18 protein-coding genes are annotated in these 18,324 nt (G+C 37.0%); 3 read left to right on the forward strand and 15 right to left on the reverse strand.

Annotated elements, in window-relative coordinates; genetic code table 11:
* Positions 1–170: 170 nt before the first annotated feature.
* A complete protein-coding gene (locus NQZ71_RS00820; RefSeq protein ID WP_144457365.1) occupies positions 171–1,685 on the forward strand; it encodes a mechanosensitive ion channel in 1,515 nt (504 codons plus the stop codon).
* 202 nt (positions 1,686–1,887) lie between these two features.
* On the opposite strand, the gene NQZ71_RS00825 is transcribed toward NQZ71_RS00820, so the two are convergent.
* The 8 genes from NQZ71_RS00825 to NQZ71_RS00860 all read right to left on the reverse strand — a co-directional run bounded on the left by NQZ71_RS00825 (position 1,888) and on the right by NQZ71_RS00860 (position 8,723).
* A complete protein-coding gene (locus NQZ71_RS00825) occupies positions 1,888–2,667 on the reverse strand; it encodes a divergent polysaccharide deacetylase family protein (RefSeq protein ID WP_144457367.1) in 780 nt (259 codons plus the stop codon).
* Between the two features lie 107 nt (positions 2,668–2,774).
* Positions 2,775–3,848 carry an ABC transporter substrate-binding protein gene (locus NQZ71_RS00830; protein ID WP_144457369.1) on the reverse strand — a complete coding sequence of 358 codons (1,074 nt, stop codon included), beginning with the start codon at positions 3,846–3,848 and terminating at the stop codon, positions 2,775–2,777.
* Positions 3,845–4,648 carry an ABC transporter permease gene (locus NQZ71_RS00835; RefSeq protein WP_144457371.1) on the reverse strand — a complete coding sequence of 268 codons (804 nt, stop codon included), beginning with the start codon at positions 4,646–4,648 and terminating at the stop codon, positions 3,845–3,847. The genes NQZ71_RS00830 and NQZ71_RS00835 overlap by 4 nt, the downstream gene beginning before the upstream one ends.
* Positions 4,645–5,451, reverse strand: a complete 807-nt coding sequence (locus tag NQZ71_RS00840; RefSeq protein WP_144457535.1) for an ABC transporter permease — start codon at positions 5,449–5,451, stop codon at positions 4,645–4,647. The genes NQZ71_RS00835 and NQZ71_RS00840 overlap by 4 nt, the downstream gene beginning before the upstream one ends.
* On the reverse strand, positions 5,438–6,550 hold the full coding sequence (locus NQZ71_RS00845; protein WP_144457373.1) for an ABC transporter ATP-binding protein: 1,113 nt from the start codon (positions 6,548–6,550) through the stop codon (positions 5,438–5,440). Before NQZ71_RS00845 ends, NQZ71_RS00840 begins: the two co-directional genes overlap by 14 nt.
* A 42-nt stretch (positions 6,551–6,592) precedes the next feature.
* Positions 6,593–7,135 carry a helix-turn-helix domain-containing protein gene (locus NQZ71_RS00850; protein ID WP_144457375.1) on the reverse strand — a complete coding sequence of 181 codons (543 nt, stop codon included), beginning with the start codon at positions 7,133–7,135 and terminating at the stop codon, positions 6,593–6,595.
* 177 nt (positions 7,136–7,312) lie between these two features.
* The gene (locus tag NQZ71_RS00855; protein ID WP_144457377.1) at positions 7,313–7,555 is read right to left on the reverse strand and encodes a hypothetical protein; all 243 of its coding nucleotides are present in this window, start codon (positions 7,553–7,555) and stop codon (positions 7,313–7,315) included.
* Positions 7,556–7,997: 442 nt separating this feature from the next.
* Positions 7,998–8,723 (reverse strand): hypothetical protein, encoded by a 726-nt coding sequence (locus NQZ71_RS00860; protein WP_275009634.1) that lies wholly within the window; start codon positions 8,721–8,723, stop codon positions 7,998–8,000.
* Between the two features lie 202 nt (positions 8,724–8,925).
* Here NQZ71_RS00860 and def point away from each other — a divergent pair, with 202 nt between their 5' ends.
* Positions 8,926–9,507, forward strand: coding sequence for a peptide deformylase (gene def / locus NQZ71_RS00865; RefSeq protein WP_275009635.1), 582 nt, complete (start codon positions 8,926–8,928; stop codon positions 9,505–9,507).
* Between the two features lie 42 nt (positions 9,508–9,549).
* Here the strand turns inward: def and NQZ71_RS00870 are convergent, their stop codons facing one another.
* The 4 genes from NQZ71_RS00870 to NQZ71_RS00885 all read right to left on the reverse strand — a co-directional run bounded on the left by NQZ71_RS00870 (position 9,550) and on the right by NQZ71_RS00885 (position 14,589).
* Positions 9,550–10,458, reverse strand: coding sequence for a peptidylprolyl isomerase (locus NQZ71_RS00870; RefSeq protein WP_317011192.1), 909 nt, complete (start codon positions 10,456–10,458; stop codon positions 9,550–9,552).
* A gap of 189 nt (positions 10,459–10,647) precedes the next feature.
* Positions 10,648–12,255 carry a S1C family serine protease gene (locus NQZ71_RS00875; protein WP_317011193.1) on the reverse strand — a complete coding sequence of 536 codons (1,608 nt, stop codon included), beginning with the start codon at positions 12,253–12,255 and terminating at the stop codon, positions 10,648–10,650.
* Positions 12,256–12,488: 233 nt separating this feature from the next.
* Complete coding sequence (locus tag NQZ71_RS00880) at positions 12,489–13,901, reverse strand: sensor histidine kinase (RefSeq protein ID WP_317011194.1); 1,413 nt, start codon at positions 13,899–13,901, stop codon at positions 12,489–12,491.
* Positions 13,891–14,589, reverse strand: a complete 699-nt coding sequence (locus tag NQZ71_RS00885) for a response regulator transcription factor (protein WP_144457387.1) — start codon at positions 14,587–14,589, stop codon at positions 13,891–13,893. Before NQZ71_RS00885 ends, NQZ71_RS00880 begins: the two co-directional genes overlap by 11 nt.
* A 173-nt stretch (positions 14,590–14,762) precedes the next feature.
* Between NQZ71_RS00885 and NQZ71_RS00890 the strand changes: the two genes are divergently transcribed.
* Positions 14,763–15,221, forward strand: coding sequence for a GNAT family N-acetyltransferase (locus NQZ71_RS00890; protein ID WP_275009639.1), 459 nt, complete (start codon positions 14,763–14,765; stop codon positions 15,219–15,221).
* Positions 15,222–15,244: 23 nt separating this feature from the next.
* On the opposite strand, the gene NQZ71_RS00895 is transcribed toward NQZ71_RS00890, so the two are convergent.
* From NQZ71_RS00895 to NQZ71_RS00905, 3 genes are all read right to left on the reverse strand, one after another.
* On the reverse strand, positions 15,245–16,129 hold the full coding sequence (locus NQZ71_RS00895) for an ROK family protein (protein WP_275009665.1): 885 nt from the start codon (positions 16,127–16,129) through the stop codon (positions 15,245–15,247).
* Between the two features lie 91 nt (positions 16,130–16,220).
* Positions 16,221–17,210 (reverse strand): Gfo/Idh/MocA family protein, encoded by a 990-nt coding sequence (locus NQZ71_RS00900; protein WP_317011195.1) that lies wholly within the window; start codon positions 17,208–17,210, stop codon positions 16,221–16,223.
* Between the two features lie 154 nt (positions 17,211–17,364).
* Positions 17,365–18,312 (reverse strand): siderophore ABC transporter substrate-binding protein, encoded by a 948-nt coding sequence (locus tag NQZ71_RS00905; RefSeq protein WP_275009641.1) that lies wholly within the window; start codon positions 18,310–18,312, stop codon positions 17,365–17,367.
* Between the last annotated feature and the right edge of the window lie 12 nt (positions 18,313–18,324).

Consider the following 18,324-nt stretch of genomic DNA (forward strand, 5'->3'; position numbering starts at 1 on the left):
GGAGAACTATGCGGAGAACCTCCGCTTTTTTTTATGGTGAAAAATACTCAGCAAGATACTGATATGCTCCTATATTTCACCTCCTCCTCTATTCCATCATAAAAATCTTTGCGTTTATTCTTTTTCTTGGCGGGTAATAAGGACAATAAGTCAAGACAAGGAGGAATAATATGATAAATAACAGTGGAAATTGGAATGGATGGAACAACTATTTAGACAGATTGCCAGATTTTCTTTTGGCAGTAGTCGTATTAATCCTCGGTTGGATTATCGCGAAAATTATTGAAAAAGCAATTTATAAAGGACTTCAGAAAACAAAATTAGATGACAAAATATTTCCTGAAGGAGCTTCAAGGAAATACTCTTCCGAAAAAATAATTAGTAAGATTATCTACTTTATTTTACTCGTATATGTATTCAGTTTATTCTTTAACATCCTGAATCTTACTGTCATCACATCACCACTAGTATCCATGCTTTCATCTATTTTTGGGGCAATCCCAAATATCTTAAAAGCTGCAATTATTTTATTGGTTGCATGGCTAGTCGCTTCAGGCTTAAAATTCTTAATCAAAAAATCAGGCAACACATTGAAAGTACATGAAAAGCTAAATAAATGGAAATTATTAGACAATAATCAACAACAGCCTAACTTAATGGACAAGGTAGCTAATATTGCTTTTTACCTTGTGCTGCTTCTTTTCTTGCCTGCAGTATTAGGTGCTCTTAACCTATATGGAGTTTCTGAGCCGTTTGCTAATATGCTTCAAAACATACTAGCGTTCTTGCCTAAGCTTCTTGCAGCAGCAGTAATCATTTTAGTCGGCTGGTTTGCAGCAAAGATTGTCCGCACAATTGTTACAAGCTTCTTACAGAGCATTGGCTTAGAATCATTGGCGAACCGCTTCGGATTAACGAAGCTATTTGAAAATACATCGCTTGCTTCTATTATTGGAAATGTAATTTTCATTTTCATCATGATTCCTGTCGTTATTTCTGCGTTGGAAAAATTAGATATTGAAGGAATCTCACAACCAGCAATTAATATGCTTAATGATGTTTTAACAATGATCCCGAATATTGCAGTTGCCATTTTCCTTGTACTTCTAGGTGTTTGGATTGGTAAATGGATTAAACAAATGGTGACATCATTGCTATCAGGCCTGGGTCTTGACAACTATGTTCATAAAATGGGAATCGCTCCTACAACAAGCATTGCCAACCTTATTGGTTCAATCGCTCAAATATTAGTTGTCTTTTTACTAGCAGTCCAAGCATTAAATCTGCTCGGCCTTGAATTCTTAGTAACATTATCAACTGCTGTAGTAGCATACTTGCCGCAAGTCATTGCAGCTGTAGTGATTATTGGTGTTGGCTTATGGTTAGGAGTTCTTGTCAAAAACACACTTGGCGGCTTGCTTCACGGACCAGCGTTCAGACTTCTGCCGTCAATTGCAAAATACGCTATTATTGCAATAACAATCTTTATGGCTTTAGATCAACTAGGGGTTGCATCGTCTATCGTCACATCTGCCTTTGTTCTTATCCTCGGTGGATTGGCACTTGCCTTCGGACTAGCATTTGGTCTTGGCGGTAAAGATTTCGCAGCAAAAAGACTAGGGAAATTAGATGCAAAAATGGATGAATCTAAAATCAATAAAAATGATGGTAACAGCAGCATCTAAACCATTTCTCTCTCATATAAAGAAAACTCCGCATGAATATGGCGGAGTTTTTTTATTTTTTAGAATAACTGTATTTTTGACCATTATTTATTGATATGAAACCAATTTCATAGTATATGCTTAATGAAACGGTGCAGATATCAGCGTAATATGCTGTCTGGAGGCATAGCGTAATGATACTGCCCGCTGCTTTAACATGTCTTTACGGTAAATCTGTATCAAGCAGTTCATACCCGTCCACCAATGTGGATAATGGTACTATATCTGCGTCCTTTTGATAGACAGGGATATATTGTTTTAACACCGTAACAACCGCAGGACCTGATATACCAACATGGCCTATTGCGATATACTCCTTCTTATTATTAAGATTTTCTACAAGCTTGGTTGCCTGCTTTTGAATATGCTGGTTGGAATATATATGATCAAAAAACATATTGTTCTCTAAATAGGGAACCTGCAATTCCTCCGCAAGTTTTTTTACAACACTTTTCCCGGTCGTTTTACTATCCAAATAAAATAGATCATGCTTTTTACATTCCTCTAAAATAATCCTCATAACTCTTTCATCTTCAGTAGCCTTTGAACCCATATGATGATTCATTCCGACTGCATAAGGAATATTATCAATTGCTGATGACACTCTTTTTCTGATTTCTTCATCACTTAAATTTGTTGTAATAGCTCCGGGACCAAGCCAGCTTTTTTTACCGTGCTTTGGCTCGAGCGGCATATGAACTATTACCTCATGTCCTTTTTTATGTGCTTGGATGGCATCCTCTCTGCTTGTGGACATAAAAGGCATAATCGCAACGGTAATTGGCACAGGCAAATTTAACATTTCCTCTGTCCCTCTCATGTTGTTTCCGAAGTCATCAATAACGATCGCAAGCTCTTTTTTCACCTGATTCTCCTCATTTGCAGCATATACAGGCAAACAGGTAAACGTAAGCAAGCAACATAGAATAAAGGATTTTCCCATAAGCGCACCTCTTTTTTTCTTAGTATTTTCTTCTTAGCCTGACTTCATCCCCAGATTAAACAACAACAAAAAAAGTCGACTCAGCATTATAGCTAAGTCGACATTCATTATTTCCGATGCATTTTAAATTCAAGGAACAAATCATTATACTCAGCAAGCGAACGCTGCCCAAGGTTTTCATACACTTCGAGTTTAGAGATCATTTCCTCATCCAAGTAAAAGCGTTTATCACCGATAATTTCTTCAGGCAAATATTTCATTGCTGCCTTATTCGGTGTTGAATAACCAACATACTCTGTATTTTGCGCGGCGTTTTTTGCATCAAGCATAAAGTTTATAAACTTATGTGCTCCATCAATATTTTTCGCTGTTTTCGGGATAACCATATTATCAAACCAAAGATTAGAACCTTCCTCTGGAACGACATATTCTACATCTTCATTTTCCCACATGACTTCCGCGGCCATGCCTGACCATAATACACCAATGGCCGCTTCTTCATTTTCAATCAGCATTCGGATTTCGTCTCCGACGATTGCTTTGACATTAGGTGTCAAAGTATCAAGCTTCTCTTTTGCTTCTCTTAAATGGTCGTGATCTTTATCATTAAGAGAATAATGTAAGCTATTTAGACTCATCCCCATAATTTCCCTTGCCCCATCGATAAGCATAATTTGATTTTTTAAGTCACTATCCCATAAATCGTTCCAGGAGGTTATCTTTTTCCCTCCAAGCATTTTTGGATTATAAACAATTCCTACCGTTCCCCAAAAATATGGAATGGAATATTTATTATCAGGATCAAACGAAAGATTTAAATATCTATCGTCAATGTTTTTAAGGTTTGAAATTTTTGAATGATCGATTGGAAGCAGGAGATTCTCTTCCTTCATCTTATCAATCATGTATTCAGATGGAATGGCAACATCATAGTTTGTGCCGCCTTGTTCTATCTTTGTCATCATTGCTTCATTAGAGTCAAAGGTTTCATAAATTACCTTTATCCCTGTTTCTTTTTCAAACTTATCAATAAGGTCGGCATCAATGTAATCTCCCCAGTTGTAGACAGTTAACGTATTGCCGCCTGCATACCCTCTGCTGCTGTTTACTTGGTGAACAACTAACATAAGTACAGCTGATAAGATAAAGGCTGCTGCCAAACCTCTTATTAGCCCCTTCATTGGTTCACCCCCGTTTTATGTCTTCTGACTGCTCGCTTGGAAACGAAATAATAACCGATGACAAGTAACAGCGTAATGAAGAACAGCAGGGCTGACAGAGCATTTATGTTAAGGGAAATACCTCTCCTAGCCAGTGAATAAATTTCTACAGACAGAGTAGAGAAACCATTTCCTGTTACGAAAAAAGTAACCGCAAAATCATCCAATGAATATGTCAAAGCCATAAAGAATCCAGCATAAATACCTGGAGCAATATAGGGAAGAATAACTTTAGAAAGGACTTCCCTCCAGCTTGCGCCAAGGTCAAATGCAGCATCCATTAATGTTGGGCTCATTTCCTGAAGCTTCGGAAGCACCATTATAACCACTATCGGTATGCAAAAGGCAATATGCGACAATAGCACAGACACAAAGCCAAGCTTGATTCCCAATATTGTAAAGAAAATTAAAAAGGACGCACCGATGATAACATCAGGACTTACAATCAATACATTGTTTAAAGAAAGGATTGTATTTCTTAGCTGTTTTCTTCTCATCATAGAAATGCTGATGGCTCCAAAAACACCAATGATTGTGGCAATGGATGCTGATAAAAGTGCGATAATAACTGTGTTTAACACAATTACAAGCAGCCTTGTGTCTTGGAACAGCTCTTTATACCATTTCCATGTGAAGTTCTGGAAATTATTCATTGTGCCACCGCTGTTAAAGGAATAAAAAATCAGATAAAAGATCGGGGCATATAAAATGATAAAAACTAAAACTAAATATAGTACAGATATCTTTGACAGTTTCTTCATCTTACTCCCCTCTCCTTCTTACTTCCTGTCAACATCATGATAACAATCATAATAATGATTAGGAATACAGCAATCGTTGAACCCATTCCCCAGTCTTGCGTTATCAGAAAATGCTGCTCTATAGCTGTTCCTAGTGTAATAACCCTGTTTCCTGCAATTAGTCTTGTAATCATGAATAAAGATAGTGCAGGAATAAATACTGCCTGACAGCCTGACTTAACACCGTCAACTGTTAATGGAAAAATGACTTTCGCAAAAGTCGTCCAAGCGGATGCACCAAGATCCTTTGAGGCATCAACAAGAGTAGGATTTAACTTCTCCAGTGCATTAAAGATTGGCAATATCATAAATGGAATAAAGATATATACACTGACAAACAAGAAGCTAAAATCTGTGAACAGGATTTGCTGTTTCCCGATTCCAAGGAATTCAAGCACCTCATTTGTAGCACCATATGTTCCAAATATCCCTAAAAATGCGTAAGCCTTCAAAAGCAGGTTAATCCACGACGGCAAAATAATAAGCAGCAGCCATAATTGCTTATGCTTTGTCTTCGTCAATATATATGCAGTAGGGTAGGCAATGACTAAAGAGAAAAACGTTATTAAAAACGCATACCAGAAGGAATTCAGCGTCATTTTCAAATAGACTGGTGTGAAGAACTTAGCGTAGTTGCTGAGAGTAAGTTTGTCTTCAATATCAAAAAATGAATAATAAACAATTAATAGCACTGGAGCAATTACAAACAGCGCAATCCATAAGTAATAGGGAATCGTATACCATTTTGACTTATTCTTCATCATTTGCACCATCATCATCATATGCCTCAAGGCGTCGATCAAACTCTTCTTCTGTTTCTCCTATTCTCATAACGTGGATTGCTTCCTTTTCAAAATCCAGTCCGATTTCCTCTCCAACAACTACTTTTTTTGTAGAATGAACAAGCCATTCATTCCCTTCCTCATCATATCCGCCTATTTCATAGTGGACTCCTCTAAATAATTGAGAATCTACCTTTACCTTTAGCTTTCCTGCTTCTGGGGAAGTGATGTTTAAATCCTCGGGACGAATCACAACCTCAACCGTTTCATTATCATGGAAGCCTTGGTCAACACATTCAAATGTTTTGCTGGCAAAATGGACGACAAAGTCTTTTTCCATTCTTGCTGAAACGATATTAGACTCTCCGATAAAGTCAGCAACAAATCGGTTTATCGGCTCATCATAAATATCTGTTGGTGTGCCGCTTTGCTCGATTTTCCCTTTATTCAATACAAAAATTTCATCGGACATCGCCAATGCTTCTTCCTGGTCATGTGTAACAAATATAAAGGTAATGCCCAGCCTTTGCTGAAGCTCTCTTAATTCATACTGCATCTCTGTCCGCAGCTTTAAATCCAATGCAGAAAGAGGCTCGTCGAGAAGAATAACTTCCGGCTCATTTACAATTGCTCTTGCGATAGCAACGCGCTGCTTCTGACCACCAGACATTTCACTGATTTCTCTGTTTTCATATGAGTCCAGGTTTACGAAGCGCAAAGCATCTTTTACTCGCTTTTCAATTTCCTGTTTTTTTAGCTTTTTGATGCGCAAGCCAAAGGCTACATTTTCAAAAACATTTAAATGAGGAAATAGCGCATAGTCTTGAAATACTGTATTTACCTGTCTTTTGTTGGCAGGGATTTTATTCATTACTTTTGTATGAAAATAGATATTACCCTCTGTCGGCTCCATGAATCCAGCGATAAGACGCAGGATTGTTGTTTTGCCACAGCCTGATGGACCAAGAAGTGTATAAAATTTGCCTCTTTCTATTTCAAAGCTGACATTTTCAAGTACAGTCGTATTTTGGTCATAGGCTTTCGTTACGTTCTCAAACCTGATTATTGATTCACTTGGCATAATAATCTCCTTTACACTATTTTTAATTTTAAATAACAAGCTTTATAAGTAAGAATCGGTCGCTACAAGTAAAAGCGTTGATATACCGTCTGCAATATTAAAAAACTGGTGTTCATCTGTCGCGTGAAAATAAATGGACTCACCTTTTTTTGCCCTATATTCCTGTTTTCCAAGCTTTAACAAGACTTCTCCCTCTATCACATATGCATATGTTTCTGAAAGGGATGGCTCGAACTTCTTAAATTCTCCTTTTTTGTTAAAGCTGAGCCTAATTGGCTCCATTTCCTTCTCATTAGATTCCGGCACAAGCCATTGAATATGATATCCTTTTTCTTCATCAAAGAAATCAGTGACATCCTCTTCTTTATAAACAACCTTCTGCCTTCTCTCTTCATCATCAAAAAAGTCTTTTGGGGAACAGCCCAATACCTCCAAAATATCAAAAAAGGTTTCAATCGATGGGGAGCTCAAGTCCCTTTCCAGCTGTGATATATAACCTTTGCTTAAATCTGTCCTTTCCCCTAACTCTTCTTGCGTCAAACCCTTTTTCAAACGTAAGTTCTTTATCTTTTTACCAATATCCATATTTTTAACCTACTTTTTAGTTTAGAAATAGTAAACTCAAAGTCATAAAAGTTTATTCAAACTAAACTTTATGTTTAGTTTCGCAACGTCTATTATACATTATTTAAATTCCACTGCAATATTAAAACAAAAAAAAGAAGACCTTGCATATGCAAAATCCTCCTCAGCTAAATCAACTTATTCTTTTTCTAACGGCCTATACTTTCCATTCTCGACTTTTTCTATTTTCCCGAAGTGTATAAGCTTTTTTAATGAAGCATTGCAGTAAGCAGAGGCGTCATAAGAATCCCTACCAACTCTTATCCCTATCTCAGTTGGACCTATGCCAGCTTCCTCGCTCTTTTCCTTATACAAATCACACAAAGCGTTGTATATATTTTGATCTTTTTCGGTAATTCGTAGTTTGGAATATTGTTTCAAAATTTATTCCTCCTAATGCTGCTCCCTTTTTCGATAGTTTGTCAGGCTGACTTATATCCTATTTCTATCTATTATGATATAAAGACAGACCCCTTTAAAATAAGCATACTAATCATTAACGAAAATAACATTCATTTATGCATATTTTTCACAAAAATAGATATTAGGATTGAGAAATGAAATTGTTAATAGGTAAAAACTATCATTTCAATATATAGAACACCAGTAGTAATTACGTATAACAATGGAAAATAAATACATTAAATAACTTTGTATGGAAGTAGTTATACTTCCAAATACTCCCTTTATTAAAAATTTTCCATCTATTTTTCCGTTTCATAGTCCATTTATCATCCAACTGGCTACTGTATAAAAATACAGAGTACATTAAAATACTATGGACACTATAGAGACGCTGCCTGTAAGACAGCGCCCTTTCACTTTAGTTTTCAATTGCTTCTTTTCCTCTTTTATGATGTCCCATCATCGGTCCTTCATGAAATGGCAGCAGCTTTAGCTTTTTTACCTCATCTGGATGGTTGATCATCATTTCCTTCAGCAAATCCTTCGGTGTTTTATCCTTAGTATCTAAACCAAGCTTCTTTGCTGCATTTGTAATTTGCATTTCTCTTACTTCATTTGCAAGTGCTCTTAAATCTTTTCCGTCTGTTTTAATGTTCAATTTTTTTGCTTCTGATAAAATAAGCTGTTCCCTTACTTCTTTGCTGAGCTGTTCCAATGTTTTACCATCTGTCTTAATGTTCAGCTCTTTCGCTTTTTGCATGATTTTCGCTTCGTACAGCTCCTTCATCAAGGTACTTGGATCTTTCCCTTCTGTACTAATTCCAAGTTTTTTTGCTTCTGCCTGTAATCTTTTCTCATGTACCTCTGCAGCAATTTGCTTCATGTCTTTTCCGTCTGTTTTTATACCGAGATTTTTTGCCTCTTTTTTAATTAAAGCTTCATGAATCTCTTTTTTAAGTGCTTCTCCATCTTTTCCATCTGTTTTTATTCCTAAGCTTTCGGCCATCTTCTTAATGAATGCCTGGTCTTCCTCTGGAGCCTGATGATGGCTTGGCGGGTTTTCCGGGGCAGCTTTTGCTGTATGTATAAAGCTAGGCATCGCTAAACCAAGTGTCAATAATCCGACTATCACTATTTTTTTCATAATGAATCCTCCTTTAATATCTATCCCTCCTATCTTTTCCTTCGTTTCATAATTTATGTAATTTTTTTATCTTTAAATGAGACTTATTAGCATTTTTTTTACATGAACACAGTAAATTAGCATTAGACTTCCGGCCGTTCTTTTGCTATTTTACATATATGGTTTTTCGACTTAAAGGACAAAATATGGAGTTGATCATTTAATGAGCAAGTTTAATCAATCTTATGTAATTACTATGAGTGACATCGTAAGGGAAGGCGCAGATATATTAAGAGAAAAAACAAAAGAGCTGACATTGCCGCCATCTGAGGAGGATAAGGAAGAGCTTCTCTGTATGCTACAATATTTAAAAAACAGCCAAGAACCAAGCCTAGCAAAAAAATACAAGCTTCGTCCAGGGGTGGGCATTTCAGCAAACCAAATCGGACTAAACAAGCGAATGTTTGCTGCTTTTATTAAAGGCCAAAATGGCAATAACTTTGAATATATGCTTATTAATCCGAAAATAATAAGCCATTCCACAAGCATGATATACCTTCCTGACAGCGAAGGCTGCCTTTCCATTGATCGCCCTGTTATTGGCTTTGTGCCCCGTTATCAAAGAATAACAGTGAAAGCCTTCGACATTAATGGCAAGGAAGTAAAAATTAAACTAAAAGACTATGAAGCAATCGTATTTCAGCATGAGATCGACCATTTAAACGGGATTTTGTTCCCAGATCATATTAACAGCACTAATCCATTCCAACTGCCTGAAAATATTGATATCAAGCCCTTTAATTAAAAAAAGAGACTTACCTTAAAAAGGTAAGTCTCTCTTTTTTAATTAGCTAGCGCTTGAAGTGGTGTCTGTTTTGCTGCTAGTGTCTAATTTGTTATCGATATCGTATTTTGCTTGGATTTCCGTCAACCATGTGCTGTACTCTGTGTTCATTTGTGTCTCAAATAGTGTATCTTTAATTTCGTCTTTATGGTCGTCCAACTTAGCTTCAACTGCATCTTTATGACCTGTTACTTTAATGATGTGCCAGCCGTTAGTTGTTTCTACAGGGTTGCTAATTTCATCAACATCCATTGAGAATGCAGCTTTTTCGAATTCTTCAACCATTTGTCCAGATGAGAAGTAACCAAGCTCACCGCCGTTTTCTTTTGTTGCTGTATCAGTAGAGTATTCTTTTGCTAGGTCAGCAAAGTCTTCGCCGTCATCCAGCTTTTTCTTCACTTCTTTAGCTGTTTTTTCATCTGCAACAAGAATATGGCTTGCTTCTACTTGCTCAGGAGTATTAAAGCTTGCTTTGTTTTCATCGAAGTATGCTTGAATTTGATCATCAGTGATTTCAATTCTTGGCTCAAGCAACTTCTTGATCTTCAAGTAACGCAATAGTTCCTCTTCAATATCGGCTTTTGATGCGCCGTTTGCTTCTAATGCAGCATTAAAGGCATCCTCGCCGCCTGAAGATTCAATAAGATCATCAAGCTCTGCCTTTTTTTCTTTATCAGTAACCTTAATTTTTTCTTTTTCCGCTTCAAGGTCAACTACTTTATTTGCAATCAATGTTTGAAGGATAGAAGTACCATACTGCTTGTTCAATGCTTCATCCAAATCATTCTGCGTAATTTTTTCTCCCTCGACAGATGCCACTGTGTTACTCTTTTGTACTAGAATAACAGCAACAACGATCAATGCTATTAATACAATTCCTAAAATGGGTAAAATGATCTTTTTGTTTTTCATCCTGTTTCCTCTCTAAACAATATTTTAATCAACTAAAACTATCATAATTGATATGATAATTTTACTATCACATAAAATACATCATACCATAAAAATATTACAAAAATATTAACAAAAATAGAAAATCCCATCTGATTTTTATTATTTTTACCAGATGAGATTTTTAGTATTATTTCTTATGCTGCAAGTTTAGTTGGAGCTGCCGCTATTACTTGTTAAAGTCAGTTCTACAGTTTTCTTGCTTCCATCATGATACACGACTAATTTAACTTTATCGCCGATATCTACCTTTGTGTAAAGATATTTTCTCAAATCAGAGGAGCCATCTAAATCGGTTCCGTTTATAGAGATGATTACATCTTGTACTTCAAGGCCTGCTTTAGCAGCTGCAGAGTTGGAATCAATATTTGTTACCATAACACCTTTTGTGACAGAGTCAGGAAGATCTTGCAGGTACATTTGCGGAACTTCCTCTAAGCTTGCTAAACCGACGCCGATATACGGACGCTCCACTTCACCGCTTTCAATTATTTCATTGACGATTGGAAGCAAGTCATTACTTGGAATCGCAAAGCCAAGCCCCTCTACTCCATCTTCTGAAATCTTCAAGCTGTTGATACCGATAACTTGACCAGCAGAGTTAATTAATGCTCCGCCACTGTTACCAGGGTTGATAGCAGCATCTGTTTGAATAACATTGAACTCCCAATCGCCAGCAGATGTATTAACAGTTATGCTTCTGTCCACTGCACTCACGATTCCCTGTGTTACCGTTCTCGATAAATCAAGTCCAAGCGGGTTACCGATTGCCCAAACTTGGTCACCTGGGCGAAGTGTTGATGAATCTCCGAATTCAATAACATCTGTAGCATATTTCGCATCAATTCTGACAACAGCTAAGTCTGTCAGTGCATCTGCCCCAATCAATTTACCTTCTGTTTTATCACCATTATAAAGGGAGATTTCTAAAGAATTTGCCCCTTCAATAACATGATTGTTTGTAGCAATGTAAGCATATTTATCATCCTTTTTGAAGATGATACCAGATCCTGATCCAGATTCAACTTCAGAATCCGTGGTTGTGCTTTGTGAAAATTGATTTGTCGCCTGCTTTTGCACATTCACAATACCAACAATAGCCTTAGAAGATGTCTCGACCATATCTGCAATAGAGGGAGAGCTGCTGTCAGAGGCTGTCGCTGATGTTGTCTGTGCTGTAATATCGCTTGAGCTGCTATTGCTGCTTACTTTACTGCTCAAATCTTCCACCTGCTGTTCCAGTTTAGTATATTTTCCATCAAGTAAATCTGTATGAGGAATCGCTACAAATGTTAAAGCAGAGCCTACAACACCTGCAGCTAATAAGGAAAAGAAGCCTTTCCATTTAGGATTGCCTGATGATGGTCGTTCCTTGCCTCTTTTACCAGCAGGCTGTTGATCAGCAGTTGCAGCAGCGGCAGTCATCGTCTTATTCTCATGAATCTGTTGTTCAGCAGCCGCGCTCTCATCAGTGCCATCGCTCATTACTCTTTCGTAATCACGAACTAACTCATCTGCCTTATTAAAGCTTGCTGTTTGAGGATATTCGTTTGTAAATTCTTGACCCTCTGCTTTTACTTCTTGTTCTTCTGCTTTTGTCTCTTGCTTTTCTTCTAGCTTATTTATGCCATTTGCTTCGAATGAAGAACTTTCCTCTCTACTTTTTGAAAGGTCCGCACTGTTTAAAGTATCCTTTTCCGTTTCAAACTCATTTAATCCGTTCACATTATCTTTGTTTTTATCAAACTCATTCATCATATATACCTCCTATAATTATTTTCATTGTGTATCATCTATAAGAAGAAGTTAGTTATTTTATTTATCTCATGCTTATATAATAAAACTTATATATGAATAAATTATTAACAAAGTTTTAATAGACATAGAATAATCAGGGACGAAAAGGAGAAATTATAGCCAGTTTGCTGGCAGATAGAAAAAAAAGCTCTGTCATGCTGAGATAATTTATCCAGCATGATCAGAAGCAATTATTATTTATGCTCAATAGGAAAATAAATGGTGAATTTCGTTCCAGTTCCTTTTTGGCTGCTTACTTCAATTGTACCATGGTGGAATTGGACAAGCTGTTTGACAATGGACAAGCCCAACCCAAACTCCCCGTATGGATTATTTGTTCTTGAAATATCAGCCTTATAGAATCTTTTCCAAATGTTTTCGATTTCTGCCGGGTCCATTCCAATACCAGTATCTTCTATTTCTATAATCGTGAAGCCATCATCTGCTCTGCCCCTTAGCCAGATTTCACCTGCATCAGTAAACTGAATACTGTTTTTTGTTATATTCATGAGGATTTGGATTAACCTGTCATAGTCTGCATAAATGTAAACATTATCGGCAACATCCACATTAATAGCCAACTCCTTCTCTATTGCCTGCGTATAGAGCTGCTCCTGAATAATTTCAAGGACTTCGGCAAGCTGAATGGATTCCTTCATGAGCACAATCTGATTAGAACGTATCTTATCATAATCGAGATTTTCATTGACAAGTCTGATCAGTCTTTTTGTTTCCTGGCTTACGAGTGTAATCCCCTTCCCTTTTTCCGCTTCTGGGATCATGTTATTGTTAAGTCCTTCAATGACACCGCTAATGGTTGTTAAAGGTGTCTTCAATTCATGGGAAACATCTGACATGAATTGCCTTCTTCGGTTTTCTAGTGCATCTATTTCTTCCTTCGAAACACGGAGACGGTCAACCATTGAGTTAAAGTCACTCGCCAATTCGCCGATTTCATCAAAATTAGATGAGTGTACCCTAACGCTATAATCTCCAACCGCAACAAGACTTGTCGCTTCTTGAAGCTTCTTAATTCGTCTAACATGAATTCTAGATAATATAACACTGAGTAACAGCGCCACACCAAATGCAATAAATACAGAATACACAAGGTATTTGTTTATTTCATTGATGAGCTGCTTTGAATCACTTAAAGGGGCGGTAAGCAATATTCCACCTGCTACCTCTCCATTAACACTATAAGGAATGGCAACTAATGTAACTTCCTGATTGCCTCGTCTCGTACTGCTTTTAATAACTTTATTGTTTTCTCCATCCTTAATGGCATTCCATTCTTCATCCGTGATATTAATTCTTTTCCCAACAGATGCAATAACATTTTGCTGTGTGTCAAAAATGCCAAATGTCACACCTCTGCTTTTCAGAACATCTGCATAATTCAGCAGTGTGTCCTGAGCAGAAGACTGCATTTGGTTTCCTTGTAAATCTGTGAGAATATTAATGCCATAGTCATACAGCTCTTGTCCTTTAATAGTAAGTACTACCTTCTCAACAAAATGAGTCGAGGCAATGCTTACAACTAAAAATGCAACTACAATGACACTAATATGGCTGATCAGCTGCTGGTATAAGTACTTAATTCTCATTTATGACCACCGTTTCATCGTATTTATAGCCAACTCCCCATACAGTATGGAAGAATGGCTGGTTATCACGGCCAATTTTTCTTCTCAATCTTTTGATATGGACATCTACTGTACGATCATCTCCGTAAAATTGAAAGCCCCATACTCGCTCAAGTATTTGATCCCTTGAAAAGACTTGTTTCGGATGCTGTGCAAAAAAAGACAAAAGGTCGAATTCCTTTGGAGTAAGATTAGAAATGAGTTTATCTGAGATGAATACTTCCCGTGTTTCCTTATTAATCTTAATGATACTCGTTTCTATTGCGTCTTCCAAATTATTTTTTTCCTTTGCTTGTCTTCTTACAATCGCCTTCATTCTCGCAGTCAACGCCAATGGGCTGAAAGGTTTTGTCACGTAATCATCCGCGCCCATTTCTAACCCTAATACTTGGTCGGATTCCGTATCCTTTGCTGTCAGCATGATTATTGGCACATTTTTATCTACTTCTCTTATTTTACGGCATACTGTAATCCCATCCATACTCGGCAGCATCCAATCTAAAATAACCATATCATACTCATTATCTATAAAATGCTTGTATCCTTCTAAACCATCATGCAGGAATACTCCTTTAAAGTCTTCTTTTCCAAAAAACATTTCTAACATGGAGCAAACACCAACATTATCTTCTATTACTAAAACTTGCATATTTGCTGCCCTCCGTCACTTGCTTTTTTATTAATTAAACCTGCTTTCCCGTTTTACTGCAACAGTTCTCTGACATGTTTAAATGAATGTTAATGTTTAAGAAATAGTTTGTTCATAATTTCAAATTTTTTCACAAGCTGTATACTAGAAATAAACAAACAAGGAGAATCTATATGCTTAAAAGTTTACAGCAATCAGATAGATCAATTGCAGCTAAAATTCTTACATTACAAAAACAGTCCTACAATGTGGAAGCAGAAATAATCGGTTATTACGATCTTCCTCCTTTACAAGAGGATGTACACCATATCCAATCAAGTAAGGAAGTGTTTTTAGGATGGATGGTAAATGGAATTCTGACAGGTGTTTTATCCTACGAGGAAACAGACAAAAGCATACTCATCTGCAGACTTGTTGTCCATCCAGACTACTTTCGCCAAGGGATTGCTGCTAATATGCTGAGAAGTCTAATAGTCGATCAAGACAAACCAATTTATGTATGTACCGCAATGAAAAACACACCTGCTGTCAGGCTTTATCAGCAATTCGGGTTCGAAATAACAAACACTTTTACCCCTTGTGACGGACTTTATCTTGTTCAGTTAGAGAAAAAAATAAATAAGCCCCTATGATAGGGGCTTAACGTTTTTATTGGTTATTTACTTTCCTCATAAACTCTTTTCGCCAGCAGTAAACCGCCTGTAATACCAGCATTATCACCTAATCCTGGTCTTACAATATAGCTTCCCATTTCTGTTGATACTTGTGGAAATTCTAAATAGCCATTTAAAAATTCCTTCAGATACGTGTTAATGTATTCTAAAACCTGTTCTTGGTTCATGACTCCTCCACCGAGGATGATTTTTTTCGGGGATAGGATTAATATATATTGCATAAGGGCTTGAGCAATATAATAACCTTCCATTTCCCAAACCTTGTCGTTGTTGCTCAGTTCGGCTGCTTTTGTTCCCCATCTTTCTTCAATCGCAGGACCAGCAGCTAGACCTTCAAGGCAATCACCATGATATGGACATCTTCCTTTATAGCTATCTTCTGGGTGTCTTCTTACAAGGATATGGCCCATCTCAGGGTGCGTTAACCCTTGCAATAGCTCGCCTTGAATATATGCTCCTGCACCAATACCAGTTCCAACCGTTATATACAGGCAGCTGTCAAGACCCTTTGCTGCACCAAGAACTGCTTCACCCATAGCCGCTATATTAACGTCTGTATTAAAGCCGATTGGAATGGAAAACTCCTTCTGCACTGATCTTAATAAAGGGTAATCTCGCCATGCAAGCTTCGGAGTAGTCGTGATGTTTCCATACGTTGGACTATTTTTATCTACGTCAATCGGTCCAAAGGAGCCAATGCCGATCGCTTCTACTTTATGTTTATTAAAAAAAGCAATTACCTCTGGCATTGTTTCTTCAGGTGTTGTTGTAGCAATGGAAACTCTCTCTTTAATTTCCCCTGTTTCCGTACCAGCAGCACAAACAAACTTTGTTCCTCCAGCTTCTATTGCACCAAATAATTTCATGCATTTCTCCCCCATTTCATCTCTAATAAGAACGCTTTCAATTATTTCTCTTAAAACAGCAAAAGCCATTTTAAGTTTTTCCTAGCAACTGTTATTTCTCATCTGCTGGGAACACAATTCCCGTTTGTCTTCTCACTTCATCCATTATTTCAATTACTGCTACTGATAAATCAAGTGAATTTATGGCAGATTCTGACTTGCCAGCAAGAATAGTATCAATGAATTCCTTTGCCTCGTAATACATAGTCTCTTCTTTTTGCTGAATAGAAACATCAACTTTTTCCCCATTACGATAAGCTATTTCTATCTTTTGCGGTGTATTCATTTGATCGATAAGAATATTGCCATCCTCACCTTGAATTTCTGATGGGATAAGAGAATTTGTTATTTTTGAGTACATCAGCACAATATCCATTTCTGCATAGGACATTATGATGCTGCCTTCCCCATCAACGCCGCTGTCCAGCATGTAACTAGATGCTTTAACCGACTCTGGTTTTCCAAACAATGCGACCATTGGATAAATGCAGTAAACACCGATATCCATCAATGCACCGTTAGAGAATTCTGGTTTAAATGCATTAAGGATATTTCCTTCCTTGTAAGCATCATATCTTGATGAATACTGGCAATAGCTCGCAAAAGCTCGCCTAACTTTCCCTATCTTATGTAAATTTTCTTTTATCACCTTAAAGTTTGGCAGCATCGTTGTTTTTAATGCTTCCATTAACAGGACATTATTTTCCTTAGCAGCTTTAACCATTGCTTGAGCTTGCTTTACATTGGATGCAAAAGCTTTTTCAGTTAAAACATGTTTTTTGTTGTTTAGAAATAGGATGGACTGCTCTGCATGCAGTGAGTTGGGACTAGCAATATAAACTGCGTCAATTTTGTCGCTCTCTGCCATTTCAGTCAAACTTGTGAATATTTGTTCCGCATTATATTTTTGCGCAAACGCTGCTGCTTTTTCTTCTGATCTTGAATATACAGCAGCCAAGGTAAACTCCTCCACCATGCTTGCTGCTTGTATGAATGATTCTGTAATCCAGTTTGTTCCTATAATACCAAATCGAACACTCATGACTTTCCTCCTTGTCCATCTTACAACATACTTTATCTATTATATTTTCTATCTAAATTTACGAAAAAGCAACTCTATAGCCGTATTTTCATAAATTGCAAATGAAAAAACCCAATCTGCTTTTTAGCAAATTGGGTTACTTGTTCATAGCTTTTTATTTTGAAATGCCAGCATCGATTTCTTTTGCCATTTCTTCTGTTGACACTAGACCTCCACCTGACAGGTACCAATAGCTAGGATTCAAGTATATGATATGACCTTCTTTAGCAGCATCTGTACCATTAACAAGTTCATTATCTAACACTTTAGCTGCAGATGATTCACCGCCAACAACAGCTCCTCTATCCACTACGAATAGATATTCTGGATTTTTATCTGCAATATACTCAAATGAGATACTTTGTCCATGTGTTGATGCTTCAATCTTTTCATCTGCTTGTGCTAAACCGAATACATCATGGATGATTCCAAATCTTGACCCAGATCCATATGCGCTCACACTGCCGTCATTCACTAATACAACTAAAGACTTGCCTTCTACTGCTTTTGCTTTGTCATTAAGTGCTGTAATTGTTTCATCAATGCTTGCTAATTCTTCCTTCACTGCATCTTCTTTTCCGAAGATTTGTCCAACTAATTCCATGTTTTGCTTAAATGAATCCATATATTTAGTTGTATCAACACCTACATAAACAGTTGGTGCAATTTCGCTTAAGTCTTCATATGCTGCTGATTGTCTGCCAGAAATAAAGATAACATCTGGAGCTAGTTCGCTGATTGCCTCTAAGTCTGGTTCTTTAAGACCACCAACATTTGTATATTTGCTATCTTCATATTTTGATAGATATTCTGGCAGATTTTCCTGAGGTACACCTGCTACTTCTACACCTAATTTGTCTAATGTATCCAAAATACCCATATCAAAAACAACCACTTTTTTTGGATTTGCTTTTACTTTAGCTTCTCCAAGCTCATGTTTAACTGTTATTTCTTCTGCTGCTTTTGCTTCGTCAGATGAATTGCTGCTAGTAGATGTATTACCACATGCTGCCAAAACAGCCATAACTAATGCTAGAAAAAGAATCGTTAATTTTTTCTTCAATTAAGACACCTC

This window comes from Niallia taxi (assembly GCF_032818155.1).
Lineage (GTDB): Bacteria > Bacillota > Bacilli > Bacillales > Cytobacillaceae > Niallia > Niallia taxi_A.